This is a genomic window from Pseudomonas sp. WPR_5_2, assembly GCF_003634475.1.
In the GTDB taxonomy this organism is placed as follows: domain Bacteria; phylum Pseudomonadota; class Gammaproteobacteria; order Pseudomonadales; family Pseudomonadaceae; genus Aquipseudomonas; species Aquipseudomonas izuensis.
In genome coordinates this window covers 677,674-701,429 of sequence record NZ_RBLA01000002.1, presented here as the reverse complement: position 1 = coordinate 701,429, position 23,756 = coordinate 677,674, and the positions used below count along the sequence as shown (strand labels likewise).

At 59.3% G+C, this 23,756-nt stretch carries 20 protein-coding genes; 11 read left to right on the top strand and 9 right to left on the bottom strand.

Annotated features, from left to right (window positions below):
* Positions 1 to 56: 56 nt before the first annotated feature.
* Positions 57 to 641, bottom strand: a complete 585-nt coding sequence (locus tag BJ917_RS12045; protein ID WP_121103518.1) for an antibiotic biosynthesis monooxygenase — start codon at positions 639 to 641, stop codon at positions 57 to 59.
* Between the two features lie 125 nt (positions 642 to 766).
* On the bottom strand, positions 767 to 1,420 hold the full coding sequence (locus tag BJ917_RS12040) for a hydrolase (RefSeq protein ID WP_096510371.1): 654 nt from the start codon (positions 1,418 to 1,420) through the stop codon (positions 767 to 769).
* A gap of 329 nt (positions 1,421 to 1,749) precedes the next feature.
* Here BJ917_RS12040 and BJ917_RS12035 point away from each other — a divergent pair, with 329 nt between their 5' ends.
* Complete coding sequence (locus BJ917_RS12035; protein ID WP_158602482.1) at positions 1,750 to 2,337, top strand: helix-turn-helix domain-containing protein; 588 nt, start codon at positions 1,750 to 1,752, stop codon at positions 2,335 to 2,337.
* Here BJ917_RS12035 and BJ917_RS12030 read toward each other — a convergent pair.
* A complete protein-coding gene (locus tag BJ917_RS12030) occupies positions 2,296 to 3,816 on the bottom strand; it encodes a PLP-dependent aminotransferase family protein (RefSeq protein WP_177435580.1) in 1,521 nt (506 codons plus the stop codon). The two genes, BJ917_RS12035 and BJ917_RS12030, sit on opposite strands and share 42 nt — an antisense overlap.
* Positions 3,817 to 3,912: 96 nt before the next feature.
* Between BJ917_RS12030 and BJ917_RS12025 the strand changes: the two genes are divergently transcribed.
* Together BJ917_RS12025 and BJ917_RS12020 are read left to right on the top strand one after the other, a co-directional pair.
* Positions 3,913 to 4,671 carry a sulfite exporter TauE/SafE family protein gene (locus BJ917_RS12025; protein ID WP_254007474.1) on the top strand — a complete coding sequence of 253 codons (759 nt, stop codon included), beginning with the start codon at positions 3,913 to 3,915 and terminating at the stop codon, positions 4,669 to 4,671.
* A gap of 207 nt (positions 4,672 to 4,878) precedes the next feature.
* Complete coding sequence (locus BJ917_RS12020; protein WP_121103447.1) at positions 4,879 to 5,298, top strand: nuclear transport factor 2 family protein; 420 nt, start codon at positions 4,879 to 4,881, stop codon at positions 5,296 to 5,298.
* Positions 5,299 to 5,316: 18 nt separating this feature from the next.
* Here BJ917_RS12020 and BJ917_RS12015 read toward each other — a convergent pair whose 3' ends face one another.
* Entirely contained in the window at positions 5,317 to 6,318 is a 1,002-nt protein-coding gene (locus BJ917_RS12015; protein ID WP_121103446.1) for an AraC family transcriptional regulator, read from the bottom strand.
* Positions 6,319 to 6,744: 426 nt separating this feature from the next.
* Between BJ917_RS12015 and BJ917_RS12010 the strand changes: the two genes are divergently transcribed.
* Both BJ917_RS12010 and BJ917_RS12005 read left to right on the top strand, forming a co-directional pair.
* Complete coding sequence (locus tag BJ917_RS12010; protein WP_121103445.1) at positions 6,745 to 7,578, top strand: fumarylacetoacetate hydrolase family protein; 834 nt, start codon at positions 6,745 to 6,747, stop codon at positions 7,576 to 7,578.
* Positions 7,579 to 7,786: 208 nt separating this feature from the next.
* The gene (locus tag BJ917_RS12005) at positions 7,787 to 8,785 is read left to right on the top strand and encodes an NAD(P)H-quinone oxidoreductase (protein WP_121103517.1); all 999 of its coding nucleotides are present in this window, start codon (positions 7,787 to 7,789) and stop codon (positions 8,783 to 8,785) included.
* A 92-nt stretch (positions 8,786 to 8,877) separates the two neighbouring features.
* Here BJ917_RS12005 and BJ917_RS12000 read toward each other — a convergent pair whose 3' ends face one another.
* Positions 8,878 to 9,786, bottom strand: coding sequence for a DMT family transporter (locus BJ917_RS12000; protein ID WP_096510363.1), 909 nt, complete (start codon positions 9,784 to 9,786; stop codon positions 8,878 to 8,880).
* A 98-nt stretch (positions 9,787 to 9,884) separates the two neighbouring features.
* On the opposite strand from BJ917_RS12000, the gene BJ917_RS11995 reads away from it, so the two are divergent.
* Positions 9,885 to 10,799, top strand: coding sequence for a LysR substrate-binding domain-containing protein (locus BJ917_RS11995; protein ID WP_096510362.1), 915 nt, complete (start codon positions 9,885 to 9,887; stop codon positions 10,797 to 10,799).
* A 258-nt stretch (positions 10,800 to 11,057) separates the two neighbouring features.
* Here the strand turns inward: BJ917_RS11995 and BJ917_RS11990 are convergent, their stop codons facing one another.
* Positions 11,058 to 11,792, bottom strand: coding sequence for a FadR/GntR family transcriptional regulator (locus tag BJ917_RS11990; protein ID WP_096510361.1), 735 nt, complete (start codon positions 11,790 to 11,792; stop codon positions 11,058 to 11,060).
* 262 nt (positions 11,793 to 12,054) lie between these two features.
* On the opposite strand from BJ917_RS11990, the gene BJ917_RS11985 reads away from it, so the two are divergent.
* Positions 12,055 to 13,161: a mandelate racemase/muconate lactonizing enzyme family protein gene (locus BJ917_RS11985; RefSeq protein WP_121103444.1), complete on the top strand. Its 1,107-nt coding sequence runs from the start codon at positions 12,055 to 12,057 to the stop codon at positions 13,159 to 13,161.
* A gap of 109 nt (positions 13,162 to 13,270) precedes the next feature.
* The gene (locus BJ917_RS11980) at positions 13,271 to 14,212 is read left to right on the top strand and encodes an AEC family transporter (protein ID WP_121103443.1); all 942 of its coding nucleotides are present in this window, start codon (positions 13,271 to 13,273) and stop codon (positions 14,210 to 14,212) included.
* A 157-nt stretch (positions 14,213 to 14,369) separates the two neighbouring features.
* Here BJ917_RS11980 and BJ917_RS11970 read toward each other — a convergent pair whose 3' ends face one another.
* Positions 14,370 to 15,143: a ParA family protein gene (locus tag BJ917_RS11970; protein WP_121103516.1), complete on the bottom strand. Its 774-nt coding sequence runs from the start codon at positions 15,141 to 15,143 to the stop codon at positions 14,370 to 14,372.
* A 179-nt stretch (positions 15,144 to 15,322) separates the two neighbouring features.
* Between BJ917_RS11970 and BJ917_RS11965 the strand changes: the two genes are divergently transcribed.
* Both BJ917_RS11965 and BJ917_RS11960 read left to right on the top strand, forming a co-directional pair.
* On the top strand, positions 15,323 to 16,084 hold the full coding sequence (locus tag BJ917_RS11965) for a CHAD domain-containing protein (protein WP_256658541.1): 762 nt from the start codon (positions 15,323 to 15,325) through the stop codon (positions 16,082 to 16,084).
* Positions 16,085 to 16,468: 384 nt separating this feature from the next.
* Positions 16,469 to 18,067, top strand: coding sequence for an arylsulfatase (locus BJ917_RS11960; RefSeq protein WP_372237719.1), 1,599 nt, complete (start codon positions 16,469 to 16,471; stop codon positions 18,065 to 18,067).
* Between the two features lie 424 nt (positions 18,068 to 18,491).
* Here the strand turns inward: BJ917_RS11960 and BJ917_RS11955 are convergent, their stop codons facing one another.
* Together BJ917_RS11955 and mqo are read right to left on the bottom strand one after the other, a co-directional pair.
* The gene (locus tag BJ917_RS11955) at positions 18,492 to 18,800 is read right to left on the bottom strand and encodes a DUF6124 family protein (RefSeq protein WP_177435579.1); all 309 of its coding nucleotides are present in this window, start codon (positions 18,798 to 18,800) and stop codon (positions 18,492 to 18,494) included.
* A gap of 921 nt (positions 18,801 to 19,721) precedes the next feature.
* Positions 19,722 to 21,365 (bottom strand): malate dehydrogenase (quinone), encoded by a 1,644-nt coding sequence (mqo, locus tag BJ917_RS11945; protein WP_121103439.1) that lies wholly within the window; start codon positions 21,363 to 21,365, stop codon positions 19,722 to 19,724.
* 496 nt (positions 21,366 to 21,861) lie between these two features.
* Here mqo and ilvD point away from each other — a divergent pair, with 496 nt between their 5' ends.
* Positions 21,862 to 23,544 (top strand): dihydroxy-acid dehydratase, encoded by a 1,683-nt coding sequence (ilvD, locus tag BJ917_RS11935; protein WP_121103438.1) that lies wholly within the window; start codon positions 21,862 to 21,864, stop codon positions 23,542 to 23,544.
* Positions 23,545 to 23,756 lie beyond the last annotated feature (212 nt).

The following is a 23,756-nucleotide window of genomic DNA, read 5'->3' as shown; positions in this document are numbered from 1 at the left end:
CTTGCTGCCGTCTTCGCCGGCCAGCCGGCGCCTGCCGATTCGCGGTGCGCCGGTTTTCACCGACGCTCCCCGCCTTTATCACCACTGAGCCAGGGTGCGAACAGACGGGTCACAGGCGGCATGAACACGTACACCACCAGCAAGACGATGGTCAGCGTGATCACCACATTGCTCTGGACATACCCTCCCAGCCACGGAACCCGTGCGAACAACAGGCCCCAGCACAAGGGGACAATCAATGACAGCGGAAGGATGACCAAAAAGGTAATGCAAGCCTGTTTCCACCGGGGCGGTGGTGGCGCCTGGGTTGTCTCGGGCGTGAACCAGAACTCACGGCCCTGGCTGACTTCCAGTTGATCGCCATCGGCCAGCAGGTCTTGCACCTCGGCCACCAGTAAACGACGGTCGTCGGAGTCCAGCCAGGCTTGAAGCTTCTCCGTGCAGGTGAAACGCAGGACGCTCGTGAAGAGATGAACACCGTCTTGATGGCTGCGAAAAACATCCACCCCCAGGTGCCCTTCATAACCCTTGGCGGTATTGACGGTTTTTCGCAGCCAGTCTTCATAGGCGCTCTCACTGCCCTGCCGGGCTCGGTGCCGAACGACTAACGTGGCCACTTCATTGGCATTGAAAATGCTCATTGCGACCTCCGGGGCTGCCAGCGCCCGCGAGCCGATGCGGTCGTCAGGCAAGCTGGCAACTCCTGCCGAGCGCACGACTCACCCGAGTGCGCCTCATCCCCCTGCGGAATGAGGCGTAAATCAGATCAGTGACCTTCCGAGGCGTTGAACATCGTCTTGGCGTAAATCAAGCCCAGACCATAAGCGCCGCCATGGGCGATGGAGGTCTTCACCGTTTCGTTGTAGGTGTCGCTTCGGGCCCAGTCGCGCTGCAGTTCCAGCAGGTACTGAAGCGAAGTCATTGGCCGTGCGCCTGCCTGGACCATACGGGTAATGGCGCGTTCGTGAGCCTCATCCGAAACGTCACCGCAGGCATCACAAATGATGTAGACCTCGAACCCTTGCTCGAGCGCCGAGAGCGCAGGGCCGACGATGCAGACCGACGTCCAGAGACCGGCAAGCACGATTCTACTGCGACCGATCTTGTTCACTTCGACGGCGATCCGCTCGTCTTCCCAGGTGTTCATGCTGGTGCGATCAATGAGCGCCTGGCCAGCAAACGTCGAGGTGATTTCCTCGAACATGGGGCCTGAAAAGCTCTTTTCGGCGACGGTGGTAAGAATCGCCGGAACACCAAACTCCCTGGCGGCCTTGGAGATCAATGCAGCGTTGTTGCGAAGGGTGACGGCGTCTATGGACTTGGTGGCAAATGACATCTGTGACTGGAAGTCGATCAGGATCAGAGCGTGGTTGGATGGATCCAACAGGCCTTTACCGGGTGTTGCTTTTGCAGTTGCCATGACACTTCTCCGAATACGTTTGGGAGTGTGCATTCTCAGGGTGTGTTGGAGCCGGCGATTGTATGGATGTGCGATTTTTGAAGGTTTGTGCGCAGATAATTTGCTGATTCCCGGATCGGGGTAACGGCAGACTGAACGTTCGAATTTATGCCTTTTTTATGCGATGCCGGATGTTTTGCGAGTAGCTTCCTGTCTGGAAAAACCGCCTGGCGCCACGAAAAGGATGAATGGCCCTCACCCTTTGTTGCAACTGTCGGATCATGTACCAGACTGGATGTCAAAAACGGCCGGCACCTGCACCTGTATCCCGATTTCGAGGAAGCTTGAGCATGCATCCGATACCCGAAAAAACCACCCCCGCTACCCACACACCGTCCATCGATGAATTCTTGCTCATCCATCTGTACAGCATCGAGGCGTCTGACCCGGTCATGTTTCACTTGGCCTCTGCGGTGATGCCCATGCTCAACCAGCCGGATGAAGCCAATCGCTTTTTCATCGATCAAGTCATGATGGCCATGCAGGCGCACCTGTCCCTCCAGCAGGGTCTGAAAAGCGTTGCCGTGTCGTCGAAAGATCGAGGCTTGGCGCCCTGGCAGCAGCGACGTGCCAGGGAAATGTTGTGTGCGCATATTGTCGATGGTGTATCCGTTGAAAAACTGGCCCGTGAATGCTCCTACTCTCGCTGCCATTTCAGCCGGGCGTTCAAGCTCAGTCTCGGATCCAGTCCTCATCAGTACCTTCTGCAATTACGCGTGGACAAAGCCAGGAAGCTGCTCCTGAACCCCTCACTGAAAATTACCGATATCGCGATTGATTGCGGATTCTCCGACAGCTCGCATTTCTCCAGGGTCTTCAGTCGATGTACGGGGTTCTCACCTTCTTATTGGCGTCAGCTCAACACGGGCTTTCGATAATCCCCCAATGAGGTCCCGAATCACTTCGGCAAGAATGCCAACCCCTTCATCAATCTCCCGGGTCGTCAGGCCGGCATAACCCAGAATGAGCCCTGCGGGACGCTCGCAGGCCGATGACGCAGGGCCGGCGAACAGCGGCGCGAGCGGATAAACGCCAACCCCGCGCTCGAGAGCGGACGCCTGTAGCGCAAGCTCGTCCACGGCACGAAGTGCCGGCAGCAGCAACACGCCATGCAGCCCCGCCGCCATGCCGACCAGTTGCCCCAGCCCCGCCAGATGCTGCTCGACAGCCTCCAGCAGTGCCTTTCGTCGCCGCTCGTTCTCCCGGCGCAGGCGGCGCACGTGGCGCTCATAGGTACCGCTTTCGATCAACGAGGCCAGCACGTTTTGCTCCCAGCGCGCCGAGTGACGATCCGTCATCCGCTTGGCTTCGCGGAACACATGAACCAGCTCGCGGGGCAGCACCAGATACCCGAGCCTGAGCTGCGGCGAGAGTGCCTTGGAGAAGGTGCCGACATAAATGACCCGGGCATCGGCGTCCATCGATTGCAGCGCGTCGATGGGCCGCTGGCCATAACGAAACTCGCCGCCGTAATCGTCCTCGATGATCCATGCGCGGTGTCGGCTTGCCCACCTCAGCAGTTCCTGGCGACGAGCGATGGACAGCACGGCGCCCATGGGAAACTGGTGCGACGGGGTCACATAGGCCAACCGCACGCGATCATCGTCCGGCAGATGGCGGGTATCCAGCCCGGCGGCATCGACGGGTATGGGCAGCGCCGTCGCGCCCGTGGCCTCGAAGCTGTATCGGGCCATGCGGTAGCCCGGCTCCTCGAAAGCGAAGGCATCCTGCGGGTCAAGCAGAAGCCGGGCGCACAGGTCCACGCCCTGCTGCGAACCATGCACCACGAGAATCTGCTCCACGTCGCACACCAGGCCGCGGGCGCGGCGCAGGTAGCCCTGCAGCGCGCTGCGCAAGCGCTCTTCCCCTTCGGGCTGACCGTAATAGAGGTTCGCCTGACGCTTGACCAGTTCGGCGCGGTAAGCGCGCTGCCAACCCAGGGCCGGGAAATCCCGCGAGGCCACCGAGCCGTACTTGAAGTCGATGCGGGCCAGTGGCGAAGCGACGCTGTACGGCTCGAGGGCGGCCACTCGCTGACCGTACCGGGACAGTGCGGGCGGCAATTTCCGGCTCGACTGCGAGTCCGCTTTGACCGCCCCGGACGGGGTACTCATCCCCCGTGCCACCCGGGCGGCTTTGCCCGCCGAGGTCACGACAAAGCCCTCGGCGGCCAGTTGTTCGTAGACCGCCGTGACGGTGGTGCGCGACACGCCTAGCTCCGCCGCCATTGCCCGGGTCGACACCAGTTTCGCACCTGCGACGAGCGTGCCGTCCTCGATCTGCGCCCGCAGCCTGGCGTAGATACGGCGCTCCGTACCACGGGAGGATGCGTTGGATTCGGTTGAAAACTGGCCCATGGAGAAACCTCGAAACTGGCACTTTTTCTTGTGCAGGTCATGGTCGAGATTATGGGCTCGCATCCATCCGGAATGAATCCCCAGAGGGCCGACACCTTGGAACTGACCATCACCACCCTCCTTGTCACCTTCGCCGGGGTCTTTCTGATCTGTTTCATGAAGGGCGCATTCGGCGGCGGCTTTGCCATTGTCGGCATCCCGCTGCTGTCGCTGGTGATGGACCCGATCACGGCCGGTGGCCTGCTCGCACCGTTGTTCATCGCCATGGACCTGTTCGGCCTGCGCTACTGGAAGCCATCCACCTGGTCCAGGGTGGACCTGAAACTGCTGGTGCCCGGACTGGTCGTCGGCATCGGCGTCGGCTATCTGCTCTTTCGCGTGATGGACCACCGTGCCGTCGCCATTGTCATGGCCGTGGTCACGCTGACGTTTGTCGCTCTCTGGTTCAAGGCCGGCGGCGAAGTCAGGGTCCAACCACGCTCAAAACCCAAGGCCGTGGCCGCAGGCCTCACATCGGGCATCACGACCATGGTCGCGCACTCAGGCGGACCACCGCTGGCGATCTACCTGCTGCCGCTGGGCCTGAGCAAGCAGCTCTACGCCGGAACCACCAGTATGTTTTTCACGGTGGGCAACCTGCTCAAGGCCGTGCCCTGGCTGATGTTGGCCAAACCGACCGGCAACGTGTTGAGCCTGACGGCCATCTGTCTGCTCGCCGTACCCAGTGGTGTCTGGTTGGGCTGGCGGCTGCATGCACGGCTGGATCAACGCCAGATGTACCGCGCCTGTTATGGATTGCTGGTGGTCACGGCTTTGAAGCTTTTGTGGGATGGGGTCAGTGGCTATATCGCCTGAGTACGTGTTCGCACGTTTTTCGCTCATCGACGATGTGCAGGGTACGCACCCGCAACTATTTCAATTTCTCGATCATAGGCGTCGATTTTATTCGGCTATTGCGCGCTCTTCCCCTATGCGAAATTCCTCATCGACGTGGCAACGTTGCCACGCTCGATCGGCATGGTGCGCAACACTGCACCAACCCAATCAATCGAGGACAAGAAAATGAGTAGCGCTGCGCAGTTGCTGCACCTGCATTTCCATACATTTATCGATGACCACGAACAGTGGAAGACACTGATCGCCGATGATCTGCTGTGGGAGCTTCCCTATGCACCGGGTTTGGGTCATCCCGAACGACTGAACGGCCGTAACGAAGTGCTGGACCATGTGGGCTGGTTCGTTGGCGCGGTCGAAAATTTCCGCTTTCACGACCTGAAGATCCACGCCTTTGCCGATCCTTCCATGGCGGTGGCTGAGGTCAAGGCAGAAGGCTTGATCAAGCCTACGGGCCGAATCTATCGCCAGGACTACGTCCTTTTCTGCCGGGTAGAAAATGGCAAAATCGCCTTCCTGCGCGAGTACTTCGACCCCATTCGCGCGGCCCATGCGCTCGATGCACCGATATCCGCCGCACAGCAATAGGGATTGAAAGTCCTCGCGCTACAAACCGGCCCGGTATTCATTGGGTGTGGTATTGAACCAACGGCGAAAGGCGCGGAAGAAATTGCCAGGAGCGGCGAAGCCCAGCAGATAGGAGATTTCCTGCAGGGTGAGTTGGGGCTGCATCAAATACTGGCCGGCCAGCTCTCGGCGAGTACCGTCGAGCAGTTGATGAAAACCGGTGCCTTCCGCTTGCAGGCGGCGCTGCAAGGTACGCTCGGACATTAACATTGCCTGGGCCACCACTTCACGTTTGGGCTCCCCCTGGGGCAGCAAACGACAGAGCAACTGACGCACCTGATGGGTGATCTGGCCGTCCGAAAAGCGCGCCAGGTATTCGCCGGCGAAGCGTTCGTGCAATTGCGCCAGGGCCTCGTTGGCAGAATGCAGCGGGGTATCCAGATCGATGCGGTCGAACAACAAGGCATAGTGCCCGGCATTGAACTTCAGGGGGGCCTGGAACACCTCGCGGTATGGCGCCGGATGAGCCGGCGCAGGTCCGGCAAAGCTGACAAGGCGAGGCGTCAATGGACGGCACGCCAGCCAGCGGCAAAAGGCCAGGATATAGGCCAGCGACCCCTCTGCACTTTCCCTGGCGGAAGGCAAACGATCACCGTGAATAGCCAGCGTCAACTCATAGCCGTCCGATGTAGGGTGAAGGCTGAGATCTGCACTCTCCCCAATGATGCGCTGATAGCGGACCAGACTGGATATCCCCTCATGCAAGTTGCGGCTGGACATCAAGGCATAGCCAACCACATGAAAGGAGGATGGTCGCACCACCTGGGCCAGGTTCAGGGCAATGACGGGATTCCCCGAGGCTTCTACCGCCAGGTGCCATAGGCCCGTCATGCCATCCTGTGGGAAGCGTGCTTCGGGATCGCTCAGCGCGCAATAGTCCATCCCAAGACGTTCGAACAGGCTGCGGCAGTCGACACCGCCCATTTCCAGGGCGCGGACAATGGCGCTCGCCCAGCCGGAGGAAGTAGTACGCGGACTCATCTGCAGATTCCCACTCGATTCAGGCGCAGCCGTTTTACACCAGCATCCACACGCGAGACAACATTGACCAGCCACACCCTCCGCCGTTGTTTCTGCTGTTCACCTTAGGACGATGTAGGAGCGAGCTTGCTCGCGATGGAATCAAGAGCGCCGTGTTTAGCCAGTAAACACGCGTCATCGTTAACGACCATCGCGAGCAAGCTCGCTCCTACGTAGGTCCACATCAGGCGCGACCTTCTCGCCCCATGCGAGGACGCCGGCGTACTGGCCCAGCAATGAAATTGAAGTTTCATGAGGCATATACCTGACCGGCAAGGCGAGCAGTCTGGCTGGCAAGGAGAATTTCGTCTTTCCCCCCTCCTCACTAGACTCCTTGGCACCCCGATCAACCCCTTCTGGATCAACCACAAACAGAGGTTCACTCCCATGCGATACGTTCACTTCAACCATCGAGGTCGCGCCGTGCTGGGCGTACGCACCGCCGAGGGCGTCAAGGTACTGGGCGAAGAGACGCTGGAATCCCTGCTTGAGCGAGGTGTGAATCTGGCCACCTACGGCGCCAACGCATTGGGGCCTATTGTCGACATAGGCGAAAATGACTACCTGCCGTTGATGTGCAATCCGGGAAAAATCCTCTGCCTCGGTTTGAACTACGCCGATCATGTCAAAGAATCCGACTACGCCCAACCGGACTACCCGACGCTGTTTGCGCGTTTAAACAGCAGCCTGACAGCACACAACAAACCGTTGATTCGTCCAAAAATATCCAACGCATTGGACTACGAAGGCGAGATGGCCGTGGTATTGAAAAGCGGGGGCCGACATATCCCGAAAGACAAAGCGCTCGATCACGTCGCGGGCTATGCACTGTTCAACGACGGCTCGGTTCGCGATTACCAGTTCAAATCGCCGCAATGGACCGTCGGCAAGAATTTCGACGATACCGGTGCATTCGGGCCGGACCTGGTCACGGCTGACGAACTCCCCGCCGGCGGCAAGGGGCTGCTGCTGGAAACCCGGGTCAATGGAAAAGTCGTTCAATGCGTCAATACCAAAGACATGATCTTTGATGTAGCGACCCTCATCTCCACCCTCAGCGAAGCGCTCACCCTGGAAGCCGGCGACATCATCGTGAGCGGCACTCCGGCGGGCGTCGGTTTCGGCATGACCCCCAAGGTCTACCTCAAGCCCGGCGACGTGGTCGAGGTGTCAATCGAAGGTATCGGCAAACTGGTCAATCCGGTGATGGACGAAGCGTAACGGCAGCGGCAGCCCCCAATTCATTGCGCCCCCACTGATGCAAATTTGCATCACTCACCATGAATAACGCTGCGCGCCAGCATCAGTACCGATACTTATACTGCGCGGGCTTGGGGGGCCTCGCTCAATGATCCGCCCGGATTATCGAGCATCATCTTTTGAAGGAGTGATCGCTATGTCTGATCCCATTTATCGCGTACCGTCCCTCATGACGGCCATTGAAATCAAACAGCCAGGCGGCCCTGAGGTCCTGGTGCCGACTACGCGCCCCGTACCGACGCCAACCGCCGATCAGGTGCTGATCCGTATCCACGCGGCGGCCGTGAACGGTCCCGACGTGTTCCAGCGCAAAGGGCTGTACGATCCACCCGCTGGCGTGACGGACATTCCCGGGCTGGAAGTGTCAGGTCAGGTTGTCGCCGTGGGTTCCAACGTGTCCGACTTCCAGATCGGTGAGCTGGTGTGTGCGTTGATTCCCGGCGGTGGTTACGCAGAATTTGCAGTGGCGGACGCCTGCAACACGATGCACATCCCTAAAGGCCTGTCGCTGCTGGAAGCGGGGGCCATGCCCGAAACGTTCATGACGGTATGGCTGAACGTTTTCCAGCGCGGCAAGCTGGATGCCGGCGAGTCGGTGTTGATCCATGGCGGCGCGTCGGGTATCGGCACCACGGCGATCATGCTGGCGAAGGCATTTGGCGCTTCGAAAATCATCGCGACCGTCGGCTCGCAGGCGCATCAGGACGCCAGCCTGGCGCTGGGTGCGGACCTCGCGATCAATTATCTCGAGGCCGATTTCGTCACCGAAACGAAGCAGGCCACCGCTGGAAAAGGTGTCGATGTGATCCTCGACATCATTGCCGGCGACTACGTGCAGAAAAACTATGATGTCGCCGCCATGGACGGCCGGATCCTTCAGGTGGGTGTGATCAAGGGCCCGGCGAAGGACCTCGACGTCGTACCGATGATGATGAAACGCCTGACGCATATGGGCTCGACGTTGCGATCGCGCACCCCTGCGCAAAAGGCGACCATCATGCAGGAACTCGAGCAGCAGGTCTGGCCCCACATCGAGAGCGGCAAGATCAAGCCGGTCATCTACAAGACCTTTGCGCTGACCGACGCTCGCGGCGCTCACGAGCTGATCGATTCCGGCACACACTTTGGAAAAATTGTCCTGACGACAGGCGCCACGCTCATCGCCTGACAGCTTGGCGTTTCACCCAACCGGCAAACCTTGCCGGTTTGGTGGCGGGTGCGGAATAAGCGCATTTTTCAAGGGACAGACCTGCATGACCATCACTTGTACGCGGCGCAAACCGGCCGCGGCGCCGACTTCCCTAACTGCAGCACATAGACCCCGGCGATGATGCACGCCAGCGCCAGCAGATCATGGGCACGCAAGGGTTCGTGAATCAGCAATGCGCCGATGCCCAGTGCCACCACCGGCGGAATGTAGGTGACACCGGCGGCCTTGAGCGCCCCGAGATGCTGCACCAGAAAGTAATACAAGACGTAGGCCACACCCGTTCCCAGGATGCCGAGCCCGAACACCAGCCCGGTCAAGGCAACGGGTTGATCGGCAATCCGCCCGATCCCGTCGAGGTCAGTGCTCAACAAAAGCACCAGTAACGCCAGTCCGATCTGGTAAGTCGACAAGGCCAGGGGCGATAGATCCCTGTTCGCAAGAAAACGCCTGGCATAGACAAATGAACAGCCCAGGCTGAACGAGCCCCCGACCATGTAAAGCACGCCTTTGATTTCGATGCCGTCGCCAGCGCTGGTCCAGGGCCGGGCAATCAACAGCACGCCCACAAAACCGACCATCAGCCCCGTCACCGTCAAGCGATTGATCGGCTCCTGCCGTAAAAAAACAAAGGCCGTCAAAAATGCGAAGAGCGGAATCGCCCCGCTGAGCATCCCTGCGATCCCGGACGGGAGCAGCGCCGCGCCCTTGGCAAACGCAAGGTAATACAGCGTGGTGGCCAGCAATGACATGACCAGGAAATGATGGATGTACCGCCAGTGAGACCAGCGCAACGCACGACGCGACAATGCCAGCACCAGTACAGGAACGAAGCCGAAGAGCACGCGCAACAGAACGATCTGCGAGGGAGAAATCACCTCGGCGGCCCATTTCATGAAAATGAAATTGCTGCCCCAGATCAGTCCGAGCAGGACAAAAGCCGGATAGACAAACTTATTCATGGTGAACCTCTGCACGGGGGTTGATGCCCGAAATTACTTGGTAAAGACTGAGTCGGACAAACGATTAAAAAACTTCTATGGAGTAGAAAAACTTCAGTATGAACCGCATGCCCCCCATGAAGGCCCTGCTAGCGTTCGATGCTGCAATGAAACACAGCAGTTTTTCCGAAGCGGCAATCGAGCTTCATGTCACCCCCGGCGCCGTCGGCCAGCAGATTCAAAAGCTGGAAGAATGGCTGGGCACGCCGTTGTTCATCCGGTCTGTGCGGCAAGTGCGCCCTACCCAGGCTGCGTTGAACTATTGGGCGGCGATACAGCCCGCGCTCCTGCGGATCCAGCAGGCCAGCCACGAGTTACGTCTGAGCCAGGTGAGCGAGGTGTGGCTGTCGATGCCGCCGACCCTGGCGGCGAAATGGTTTGCTTCACGGATGGCCGACTTCTTGAGCTTCAGGCCGGACATCACCTTGCACCTGAGCGCATCGACGGCGTTGGTTGATTTCGAGCGCGATCGGGTCGATCTCGCGATTCGCTACTTTGACGGTGACGATCCGTTGCTGGACTCGACGCTGCTGTACCGCGATGAAGCCCGCCTTTACTGTTCGCCCGCGTATGCCCGCAAACTCAAGTTGAAGCGCCCTGAAGACCTGGCGCGGGCCACCCTGCTTCACACCACGCTACTTCCCCATTGGGCGCCTTGGTTCAAACGCTTCAGTCAACTGACTGACGCGCAGGTCGCTGCCATCCCTTGCCAACATTTCGATCAGTCCATTCTTGCGATAGAGACAGCACGACACGGACAAGGTGTTGTGCTCAGCAGCGCGATCCTGACGGAGGTTGAGGTGAAAAACGGCTCGCTGTGCGAACCCTTTGAAATGCGCCTGCCGGTGTCGAGGGGGTACTACCTCGTACACCCTCGCCAGATCGGGTTGCGCCCGGCCGCGGCGGTCTTGAAGACATGGCTGATTGATCGGGCCGGCAAGGAGCAGTACGGCCTGAGCAGAAAGGAGAAATGATCCCCTGTGGGAGCGAGCCTGCTCGCGAAAGCGGCGTATCTGACGCCATCTGTGCCGGATGTGCCGGCCTCTTCGCTGGCAAGCCAGCTCCCACAAGGGATCTTCATTGGCCGCAGGTTTGGTGTTCAGTGTAGGAGCGAGCTTGCTCGCGAAGGACGTCAACGATAACGCGCCCTGTCTGAATGACCGCGTTGTACGTGTGTTTTTCACGTGCAAGCTCGCTGAGTCACTTGTAGAACAATGAAACAACCATCGACCCTAGTAAAACTTGATCTCGTAGCCGAATCGCGATGCTGCGCTGACGATGTGCTGCCCCATGATCTGACGCGCCGCCGCCGCATTGCGGTCGATGAATGCCTGGACCAGTTCTTCATGCTCCCCGCGCGCCGCGTGCGGAATATTGCTGAACACCGGGCCTCGCCGCGCGAAGTTCATCGTGATCAATGCCCGCATCGGTTCGAGCACCGTGCGAATCATTGTCTCGAGATAATCGTTGCCTGACGCGGCGGCCACGGCCCGATGAAAGTCGAGGTCCGCATTGACCGTGTCCAGGGTCGGTTCGCCTTCATATTGCATACGCAGGACCGCCGCCTGAATGGTTTTCAGCTTGCCGGGCGTCATGTGCGACGCCGTCAGCGCGGCGGCCTGGCTTTCCAATACGGCCCGCACTTCGAACATGTTGCGGATCGTGTTGTCACCGTCCAGCAACGGCGCACTCTCGCGGGGTGCCAAAGGCTCCGGCGATTGGCTCGCGGCCGAAACGAAAACGCCCACGCCCTGGCGTGACTGGATCAGCCCCTGCGCTCGAAGCGTCGCGATGCCTTCCCGTACGACGTTCCGGCTGACGCCGAAGTTTTGCGCGAGAAACTGTTCGGTGGGCAAACGATCGCCCGGCCGCAGTCGTCCGGAGGCAATCTCGTCGCTCAACGAGCGGGCGATGTGCTCGGCAAGGTGAGGTCGCCGCGCGACGGGTTGCACATTCATTTCACTCATGCTCGTTCTTCCCTCTCACTTGTCTACTTAATCTACATCAGGCGACTTGTTCCCGTCAGTTAAAACTGAAGTTCTGCAACCGACATAATAATTAAAATGTTTAAAATCAATTACTTAATAGACATATAGACTAAAGCCTGAAGAAAAACACCAGTTGTTCTGTTGAAGGACAACAGGATGTCATATACGTTGTCCTCAACCTGGCGCAGGCGAAACCCGAAAATCGCCGCGACACCGTGCAACCCGCTTGAGGCGACGTCTTATGAAAATTGCCAGTATTGAAACCATTGCGCTGCGGATTCCGTTCACCACTGGAGGCAAGTCGGCCGGTGGGGTCTGGGGGCCGAAAGACCTGCAGATGGTCGATTCCCTCGTGGTTAAAATCACGACCGACGACGGCATTGTCGGTTGGGGCGAAACCTTCGGTTTCACCGCGATACCGGCGGTAAAAATCGTGATCGACACCATCCTTGCGCCCGAGCTGATTGGCAGCGATGTCACACGCCGCGAGAAATTGCAGGGCGATTTGCAGAAGAAGTTTCACGTCTTCGGTCGCAGCGGCGCGTTCATCTACGGCTTGTCGGCGATTGATATCGCGCTGTGGGACATTGCTGGCAAAGCGGCCGGCCAACCGATCTACCAGCTGCTTGGCGGCAGTGAGGCCACCTCGCTGGCGGCGTATGCAAGCCTGATCCGCTATGCCGACCCCGAGCTCATCCGCATCAATGTGCAACGCGCAGTCAACAGCGGTTTCCGCCACCTGAAGCTGCATGAGGTCGATGTCGAGGTGATCCGCGCCGCGTGCGAAGCCGCTGGCCCCGACGTGGAGATCACCCTCGACGTCAACGCCCCGTGGTCCGTGCGTGAAGCACTGGATATGACCGAGAAACTTCGCCCGCTGAATCTGCGCTGGATCGAAGAGCCGGTGTGGCCGCCGGAGAACTATTCGGGTCTGGCGACGGTGCGCAGGCACGGCGGCATTCCGGTGGCGGCCGGCGAGAATGCGTCGACGCTGATGGACTTCCAGCACCTGCTCGAAGCCGGCGCGGTCGATTTCATTCAGCCCAGCCCGGCAAAAATGGGCGGCATCACCGAACTGCAAAAAGTCTATGCGCTGGCAAACGCCCATGGCGTCACCGTGATGGTCCACGCCTTCTATGACGGCCCCGGCCTGCTGGCCGCCGTGCATGGAAGTGCCGCCCTGGGTGGTGCCAAGTCACTGGTGGAATGGCGTTATTTCGATCTCGAAGCGCAACTCTATGGCGACGCCATCATTCCCCGAAACGGACGCATCGACGTACCGCAAGGGCCAGGACTCGGCATCGAGCCGGACCCGGACGTCATTCGCGACTACCGCTTCAAACCCTGACCCATAAGCCGATTGCACCGCTGATCGAAGCCGACGCCACAGCCTTCACTGTCGGCCTCGATCAGCCATGGCGACATTCTTGATAAGAATAAATACGAGGATTGATGACATGTTAGACAGGATCGTAGGGCCCATCTTGCCCGTCGCGTTTGTGATCGCGCTGGGCTATATCGCCGGCAAGCGCGGGCGGCTCAGCCATTCGGACAGCCTGCTGATCAGCCGGCTGGTGCTCGGCTGGATATTCCCGGCGCTGCTGTTTGTCGGGATGGCCGGCACGCCTCGCGAACAGCTGTTCGACTTCAAATTCGTCGCCGCCACATTTATCGGCATCATGGGCATGTATACGATCGCACTGGTGATCGGCTGGTGGCGCTTTCGCGACCTCAAGGTGGCGACGCTCAAGGGCTTCGTCAACGGCTACCCCGACGCCGCCTTCATGGGCATCCCGATCCTCGGCGCGATGTACGGCGCAGGCAGCATCTATTCAGTACTGGTGCTGAACCTGGTCGCGAGCCTGGTGATGATTCCGGTGACGACCATGCTGCTCACCATCGCCGATGGCAAAGGCAGCGGCACCCAGGCATTCGTGTCGAGCCTGTCGGGCGCCGTACGCCGCCCGCTGATGTGGGCACCGGCCCTGGGCATCCTCCTCTCCCTGCTTCAGGTCAAACTGCCGCCGCTGGCCGCGGAATCACTCACGCTTCTGGGCAAGGCAACACCGGGCGTATCACTGCTGTGCCTGGGGCTGATCATGTCTTCCGAGAAGCTGAAAATGTCGGGTGAGGTGTGGACCAACCTTGGACTCAAGCTGTTCATTCACCCCGTGCTGATGTTCGGCGCCACTGTCGTACTGGGCACTCATGGCCTTTACGCACAACAGATGATCCTGCTGTGCGCGCTTCCATCGGCGACGATCCCGGCGATGTTCGCGAACCAGACCGGCGCCTATCAGAGCGAAGCCGCCACCTCCATCCTGGTCAGTACCGTGCTGTCGATCGTGACGTTTTCGGCGGCGATCTACCTGATTGACGGGGGACTGGCGGCAGCCTGATTGCAGCACAGGCATTGATAAAGTTCACTGCCTGGTTTTCACAGTGACCAACCTCTTGATACGGTCGTGAATCTCCTGGAGCGCATGACGAAACGGTTCATGCCGCTCACTGGTCGTCGGGCTTTCAAAGCTCCACACAATCATCGCCCGCGCCGCTTCAGCTTGCTTCCTCCAGCACGTGCAAGAGATCAACGAACTGCCCGGTCAGCTTGTGATGCCGGTCGAGGTGAATCAACGGTTGGCACCGCTCATGGGACTCACGCATCTTGACCGAACTGCCGAGATACACCGGAAGAATCGGCAACCCCTCGACGATGAGTTCTTCGACCAGGTTGCGGTGCAAGCCCGTGGTATTCACATATTGATTGATGACAATGCCTTCAACGACCAGTGACTCATTATGGTCAGCCTGAAGCTCTGCCACCTGCGCCAGCACCTGGTACAACGCCTGGCGCGCGAAGGTATCGCAATCGAATGGAATCAACACCGCGTCCGCGGCAATGAGCGCACTGAACGCATAGAAATTCATCGCCGGAGGCGTATCGATGTAGATCCGGTCGTAGTTCGGGGAAATGTCGTCCAGTAGCCGGCGCAGTTTGTTGATCTTGAACTTGGCTTCGAGCTTGGGCTGCAGGTCGGCAAGCTCGCCGCTGGCCGTGATGAGGTGAAGATTGTCGTAGGGCGTCTCGACGATCTGGGCGCGGCTTTTTTTGGCTGCCGGCCCGGAGGACAGTGTTTGCTTGAAAAAATCGGCAATGCCCACCGGGATGTCATCGCCGGTCAGACCGGTGAGGTAATACGTGGTGTTGGCCTGGGCATCCAGATCGACAACGAGTGTCCGATAGCCTTCCATTGCACTTGCAGCAGCCAGGTTGCACACAATGCTCGACTTGCCCACCCCACCCTTTTGATTGAAAACAACGCGGCGCATCATTGCCCTTCCTGTGGCAAAAGATTCCAGTGTATCGATTTGTTGCGAATCTACTGCGGTAACTTGATGAATTTTTTATTGCAGCTGTCGTGCGCCATGGCTGCAACAAACAGAAGCTCTGCTACGCTCTGCGAATCCACTCACAAGCGAGGACGATGATGTCTTTTGTCGACGATTTCGTGGCCAAGATCATCTCCCTCGAAATCTCCCTCTATCACGCTCGCGCTCGGTTGCAAGCCAACAGCGACGGCGAAGCCCTGCACGACCTGAGGATCGCGGTTCGCAAAGTTCGAAGCCTTTTGCGTCCGCTGCGCAACATGCCGGAGGTTGCAGCGCTGAATCAGGCGGCGGCTGAAGTCGGCAGCGTGACGACCCCCACGAGGGATCTGGAGGTCATCATCGGTGAACTGCAGAAAATGGGTTATCCGCACCAGGCGATGAGTCGCAGCGCATCCCTGACAGAACAGTATCGCAAGATCGTGGCCAGCCCGGAGCTCGACAAACTGTTTGGCGAACTGGATCGGTGGCCTGAGTTGTTCCGGACGGCCGAGAGAGCCGGCGAGCTGGCCGATGTCAAACGCCAGGTTCAGAAAGCCCTGAAGAAAAGAATCACTCAGTTGATCGCCGGTCTGCGGGACAAGGATTTTGACCGGCACGAACTGAGGATCATTGTGAAAAACGCGAGATACCTCACCGATGCGTTTCCGGCATTGTCACCGCTCAAGGCTAAATCCAGGGCTGAACTGAAGTCGGTACAAGCGTCCCTTGGCTCGTGGCACGATCATCATCAATGGTGCCTGCGGGCCGAATCCGAACCGGATCTGCTCGACATCGCACCTGACTGGCAAGTCGCATCCGAACAGGCGCTGGCCGATGCCGAACTGAGGCTGGCATCGCTGCTTGATCACCTTGAGAAAGACCTGACGAATTCAAAAGGTTAACGCCGCGCCCCTTGTAAGTCGGGCTCGAAGGCGATCAATGGGTGCAACCCTTGATGGAAGCCCTTCGAGAATAAAACTTGCCGGATTTTTTCAATCCAGCCTATGCGACGAATGACACTGAATTACACCGCTGGTCACAAGCGCGACGAAAACACCGTACTAGGCTATTACGGGCGCCTTGAACGGTACGCGGGATTCGATCCAGTCGTTAAAGGGTTTCCTTGAACCGTCCAGGCTAAAAGTTGGGGGGTTACTCACGAAGGTCCTGTTGTTTTGCCCTCGATACTGGGGCGACCTGCAACACGGATCGGAACCAGAGAAAGGAAAACCCTTATGAACAGGTTCTCGCACCGCCCCAGGTTTTACCTGGCATGCTCATTGTTAATGGCAATCAACGTTGCCCAGGCAGCACAAACCGAAAAACCCAACATCCTGTTTATCGTCTCCGACGACACCGGCTACGGTGACCTCGGCCCTTATGGCGGCGGTGTCGGTCGAGGCATGCCGACGCCCAGCATCGATCAACTGGCGGCAGAAGGCACCACCTTCTATTCCTTCTATGCCCAACCCAGCTGCACGCCGGGCCGGGCCGCGATGCAGACCGGGCGCATCCCCAACCGCAGCGGCATGACCACGGTGGCGTTCCAGGGTCAGGGCGGCGGATTGCCGGCGGCTGAGTGGACACTGGCCTCCGTGCTGAAAACCGGTGGTTACGAAACCTATTTCACCGGCAAATGGCACTTGGGCGAGGCCGACTACGCACTGCCCAATGCGCAAGGTTACGACGTCATGAAATACGCCGGCCTTTACCACCTCAATGCCTACACCTACGCCGATCCCACCTGGTTCCCCGACATGGATCCGGAGACCCGCGCCATGTTCGCCCAAGTGACCAAAGGCGCGTTGTCCGCCAAGGCGGGGGAAAAGGCGGTCGAGGAATTCAAGATCAACGGACAATACGTGGATACGCCGGTGGTGGATGGCAAGCCGGGTGTGGTCGGGATTCCGTTCTTCGACAGCTATGTCGAGAAAGCGGCACTGGAGTTCCTCGACAGCGCGGCCAAATCCGACAAGCCGTTCTTTATCAACGTCAACTTCATGAAAGTGCATCAACCCAACCTGCCCGCTCCGGAGTTCGTCCACAAGTCGATCTCCAAGACGAAGTACGCCGACTCGATCGTCGAGCTCGACACCCGTATCGGGCACATCATGGACAAGTTGAAAGCGCTGGGGTTGGATAAGAACACCCTGGTGGTTTACACCACCGATAACGGCGCCTGGCAGGACGTTTATCCGGATGCCGGTTACACGCCATTCCGGGGCACCAAGGGTACGGTGCGCGAAGGGGGCAACCGGGTGCCGGCGATCATGGTCTGGCCCGGCCAGATCAAGGCGAACGCCAAAAACCACGACATCATCGGTGGCCTGGATCTGATGGCGACGTTCGCCTCGGTAGCCGGGATCAAACTGCCGGAGAAAGATCGCGAAGGTCAGCCGATCGTCTTCGACAGCTATGACATGACCCCGGTGTTGAAGGGCACCGGTCCCGATCCACGCAAAGAGTGGTTCTACTTCACCGAAAACGAGCTGTCCCCGGGAGCTGCCCGTGTGGGCAACTACAAAGCCGTGTTCAACTTGCGTGGCGACGATGGCGCCCCGACAGGCGGCCTGGCCGTGGACACCAACCTGGGCTGGAAAGGCGCTGCGAAATACGTGGCGACGGTACCGCAGGTCTTCGACCTGTATCAGGACCCACAGGAGCGCTATGACATTTTCATGAGCAACATCACCGAACGCACCTGGACCATGGTTCCGATCAGCCAGGCCATCGACAAGCTCATGAAGACCTACGCCAAATATCCGCCTCGCAAGATGCAGAGCATGACCTATGACGGCCCGGTTGAAATTTCCAAGTACCAGAAATTCCAGTCGGTGCGCGAAGACCTGCAGAAAGAAGGTGTGAACATTCCGATCCCTAACTGACCCTGAGGGCGTGGCAGCTTCGCTCGGGGCTGCCACTGGCTACTGGTGCCCAGACGGGCTTGTGAAAATCCCGGATCAGCCCGCGCGCCCTCCCTTATACCGGCGAAATCGTCGCCAGCACGCCAATCAAAATAGTCAGCACCAGAAAGCCACCCAGAAAAATCGCCATCTTGCCCATAAGGCCCCCTACACATTGAGTTTGCGGTGCACCGCGGTTTCAGGCGCGGAACGTGTCGTAATTGTGCGACGCAAACTGAGTGCATTACAGAGGCAGAAAGCGCTGAAAAATACGGATCAGATGGAGAATTCGTCCGGGAAAACGCGTCACTGTAGGAGCTGGCTTGTCGGGTCGCCGCATCGCAGCGAAGACGGTGGCACAGGCCACAGCAATCCCGCTGACCGTCACCGGTTCAGCGGGTTTTCTTTATTGCGGATCAACGTGATCCAGCACTCGATTCACCGACAACTCGGCGAGAGAAATCATCTGCTGAATCCCCAGGGCCAGATTGCATTTGGGGCCTTCGAGGATAAACGCCAGTTCACTGGCCATGACACTGGCCGAGGCCAAGGTTTCGCACGCGTGAACCAGGAGGGTTTCGTTGTTGACGTCGGGGGCGATGGTGAAGATGGGATTGGGGCGGCGTTCGGCCATGGCTGGCTTTGGCGGGGGGGTCAGTGGATCGGTATCAGTGCTGTCGTCCGCGTCCGGGGGATTCGGAGTTACCTTGAACATTGTGAAGCTCCTATGAAAGTGAGCCTCTCCCCATCTGCTACCACGCTAATAGGGAGACGACTGTACACGGGGTGGTAGACCGGTCATAGGAACCCGGCAGGCCGAAGCCTCCCATGCACAGCCGCCACAAAGCAGCCAGCAAAAAACGCCCTGAGGCGTTCTGGGACCTATGACAACACCGGGCTACCACACCCGTTCGCTGAAATGGCAGCGACGGCGGGAAGGTTAACGAGAGGGCCTGGCAAGCGCAAGTCTGGATGGTGCGCGTTATCGTTGACGTCCATCGCGAGCAGGCTCGCTCCTACAGGGGAACGCGTTCATCCGCAAACTCAGGTTGGCTGTGAGGCCGCCATCGCTGCGATGCGGCGCCCCGACAAGCCAGCTCCCACAGTGGACGGTGTACATCTGCTTCTCACCACTCAACAGGCCGAGCGTTAGCTCGCCTGCCGCTTTTGATTTTGATCCACCCGCCCCTTCGGGAGGCTGAGTGGAGGTGTTCATCCGGGGAGTGGCGCGAAGCGCCGTTCGACGCAGTCGAACACGCTGCATGTAGGTGCAGCGAAGCCAACCGGAGGGCAGTGTCCCCGGATGGATGCCGGAGCGAAGGAACCCCGAGCCTTGGCGAGGGGCCGGACGCTGGGGCGAGACCTTTGGTTCCTTTGGGGCGTTTGCCAAAGGGACTCGCCGTAAGGGCGAAACCATAAGTGGCCGTTACCGCAGCAATGGATATGTACTCGGTCAGCATAGAGACAGGTCGGCTGTCAGGCCGCCTTCGCTGGCAAGCCAGCTCCCACAGGTACCGCGGTGAGCACATGAAAACTCATATAGCCCACCCACAAAAAAGCCCGCTGACCGTCACCGGTTCAGCGGGCTTTCTTTTTGCCTTTCAGTCAGTCCCACCGCAATGGCGGGACAACCGAATTACAGCGCCATATCAGCCGCTGCACTCTCTTTCACTGGCTTGGCCTTCTCAGCCGGAGCAGCCGGAGCCGCCACCTGGCCAATCACCGGCGGCGCAGGCAGTTCCAGCACCTTGGCGGTGTAGGCCCACTCCTCGGCCACTTTCGCCGGGTCGTTGTTCAACTGGGTGCCGTAGCTCGGGACGATCTTGTGCAGTTTTTCCTGCCACTCAGGGGTCGCGACCTTGTCCTTGAACACCTTCTGGATCACGGTCAGCATGATCGGTGCAGCGGTCGATGCGCCTGGGGACGCGCCCAGCAGGCCGGCGATGCTGCCGTCTTGCGAAGCGACGATTTCGGTGCCCAGTTTCAGCACGCCACCGGCGGCTTCGTCACGCTTGATGATCTGCACGCGTTGGCCCGCTTGCCACAGGCGCCAGTCTTCGGCCTTGGCGTTCGGGAAGTATTCCTTCAGGGCGTTGAGGCGGTCTTCATCCGACAGCATCAGTTGGCCGGCCAGGTACTCCACCAGCGGGTATTCCTTGATGCCAACCTTGGTCATCGGCCACACGTTGTGCGTGGTGGTGGTGGTCAGCAGGTCCAGGTACGAACCTTCTTTCAGGAACTTGGTGCTGAAGGTGGCGAATGGGCCAAACAGGATCACGCGCTTGCCATCGAGCACGCGGGTGTCCAGGTGCGGAACCGACATCGGCGGTGCGCCAACAGAGGCTTTGCCATAGGCCTTGGCCAAGTGTTGCTCGGCGATGGCCGGGTTATCGGTCACGAGGAACGAGCCGCCTACCGGGAAGCCTGCGTATTCGCGAGCTTCAGGAATGCCTGACTTCTGCAGCAGGTGCAGGGCACCGCCGCCGGCACCGATGAACACGAACTTGGCGTCGGTTTCGGTTTTGCTGCCGTCTTTCAGGTTTTTGTAGCTGACGCGCCAGCTGCCATCCTGGTTCCGGGTGATGTCCTGCACTTCGCTGGACAGCTTCAAGTCGAATTTCGGTGTGGTTTGCAGGTGGGCAACGAACTGGCGGGTGATTTCGCCGAAGTTCATGTCGGTGCCGAGCGGGCTCCAGGTGGCCGCGATTTTCTGGTTCGGGTCACGCCCTTCCATCATCAGCGGAACCCACTTCTTGATCACAGCCGGGTCTTCGGAGTACTGCATGCCGGCGAACAGCGGGCTCGCTTGCAGGGCTTCGTAGCGCTTTTTCAGGAACTTGATGTTGTCATCGCCCCACACAAAGCTCATGTGCGGTGTGGAGTTGATGAACGAACGCGGGTTTTTCAGCACGCCTTGCTGGACCTGCCACGCCCAGAACTGGCGGGAGATCTGGAAGGCTTCGTTGATTTCAACGGCTTTAGGGATCGAGACCTTGCCGTTTTCGTCTTCCGGCGTGTAGTTCAGCTCGGCCAGGGCGGAGTGACCGGTACCGGCATTGTTCCAGCCGTTGGAGCTTTCCAGGGCGACGCCGTCGAGGCGCTCGATCATTTGCATCGAAGTGCCGGGTTCCAGCTCATTGAGCCACACACCCAGGGTTGCACTCATGATGCCGCCGCCAATCAGCAGCACATCGACTTTCTTGGCTTCTTCAGCCTGGGCTGTCGTGATCCCCAACGACAACGCCAGCCCCAGCAGGGCTGTGTTCACTTTCTTAAACATCTGTAACACCTTTGATAAAACGTCATCCGCCCTTTTGATCCCTATCCCACAGGCCCCGTGCTTCACGGCATTCAGGCAAATGTCGTGGGTGCCTGGTCATAAGTTTCGCAGGGTGGGCACACAAGGCCGACGAACTGCATCGACCCCAGTTATATGTCCCTACTGAACTGACTTTTTATCTTTTTTGGCTTCAGCTACTTGAGCGACAGTGATTCCGTTGGCGCATCTCGAGGACGCGCAAACTGAATAGGTCAAACCAAGTTGGGGCGAAGAATATCACGACACGGCAAACCCGCGCGTCTGTTCACGACTGCTTGGTCCAGACACTGATCTGTCGCCAGCCCCTCGATCCTGTAGGAGCCGGCTTGCTGGCGAAGGCCAAGGCGAGTGTTGTATCGCATTTGAGGACGCTTTCGCTGGCAAGCCAGCTCCTACAGGTCACGGCGAACGGGCGACTATACTCAGGGGTCTTCAGTTGAGCCTGTGAGGAAAAGCCATGAGCGACAAAGACGATCTGCGCAAATATTCCTCAGAAGTGGTCGATGGCGTCGAAGCCGCACCGGCCCGATCCATGCTGCGTGCCGTGGGTTTTACCGATGAAGACTTCACCAAGCCGCAGATCGGCATCGCCTCGACCTGGGCGATGGTCACGCCGTGCAACATGCACATCGACAAACTGGCGATCGAGGCCGAAAAAGGCGCGAATGCCGCGGGCGCCAAAGGCGTGATCTTCAACACCATTACCATTTCCGACGGCATCGCCAACGGCACTGAAGGCATGAAGTATTCACTGGTGTCGCGGGAGGTGATCGCCGACTCGATCGAGACGGTGGCCGGTTGCGAAGGCTTCGACGGGCTGGTGACCGTGGGAGGTTGCGACAAGAACATGCCGGGCTGCCTGATCGGCATGGCGCGGCTCAATCGCCCGTCGATCTTCGTCTATGGCGGCACCATCCGCCCGGGTGCCGGCCACACCGACATCATTTCCGTGTTCGAAGCCGTGGGCCAGCACGCGCGCGGGGACATCAGCGAGATCCAGGTCAAGCAGATCGAGGAAGTGGCGATTCCCGGCCCCGGTTCCTGTGGTGGCATGTACACCGCCAACACCATGGCCTCGGCCATCGAAGCACTGGGCATGAGCCTGCCCGGTTCCAGCTCCCAGGACGCCGTCGGCAGCGACAAGGCTTCGGACAGTTTCCGCGCCGGGCAGCAGGTCATGGAGCTGCTCAAACTCGACCTCAAGCCACGGGACATCATGACCCGCAAGGCCTTCGAAAACGCCATTCGCGTGGTGATCGCCCTCGCCGGCTCCACCAATGCCGTGTTGCATCTGTTGGCGATGGCCCACGCGGTGGATGTTGAATTGACCCTCGACGACTTCGTCGAACTGGGCAAGGTGTCGCCGGTGGTGGCCGACCTGCGCCCCAGCGGCAAATACATGATGAGCGAGCTGGTGGCCATTGGCGGCATCCAGCCCTTGATGAAGCGCATGCTCGCGGCCGGCATGCTGCACGGCGATGTGCTGACCGTCACCGGCAAGACCCTGGCGGAGAACCTCGAAAGCGTGCCCGACTACCCCGCTGGCCAGGACGTGATCCTGCCCTTCGACCAGCCGATCAAAAAGGACTCGCACCTGGTGATTTTGCGCGGCAATCTCTCGCCCACCGGCGCGGTGGCCAAGATCACCGGCAAGGAGGGCCTGCGCTTTGAAGGCACGGCGCGGGTTTATCACGGCGAGGAAGGCGCACTGGCCGGCATTCTCAATGGCGAAGTACAGGCCGGCGATGTGATCGTGATTCGCTACGAAGGGCCCAAGGGCGGGCCGGGTATGCGCGAAATGCTTTCGCCCACTTCGGCAGTGATGGGCAAGGGGCTGGGCAAGGATGTGGCGCTGATCACCGATGGCCGTTTTTCTGGCGGCTCCCATGGCTTCGTGGTAGGGCACATCACGCCGGAAGCCTTTGAAGGCGGGCCGATTGCGTTGATCGAAGACGGCGACAAGATCACCATCGACGCCGAAACCCGGCAGATCACCGTGGATGTGTCGGACACCGAACTGGCGCAGCGCAAGACCCGTTGGGTACGCCCCGAATCCAAATACAAACGCGGGGTGTTGGCCAAGTATGCGAAGACGGTGTCCAGTGCCTCGGAGGGGGCTGTGACTGATAAGTATCTGTAGGAGCTGGCTTACCAGCGAAGGCGTACTCTGGAACGCCGCAAAATCCAATGGTCCCTTCGCGGGCAAGCCCGCTCCCACAGGGTTTCAGGGTGATCACAAAACTGTGATTCACCCAGATCACTGTAGGAGCTGGCTTGCCAGCGAAGGCGGCCTTGAGAGCACTGAAAAACTGATGGCCCCTTCGCCGGCAAGCCGGCGCCTACAGAGTCTGC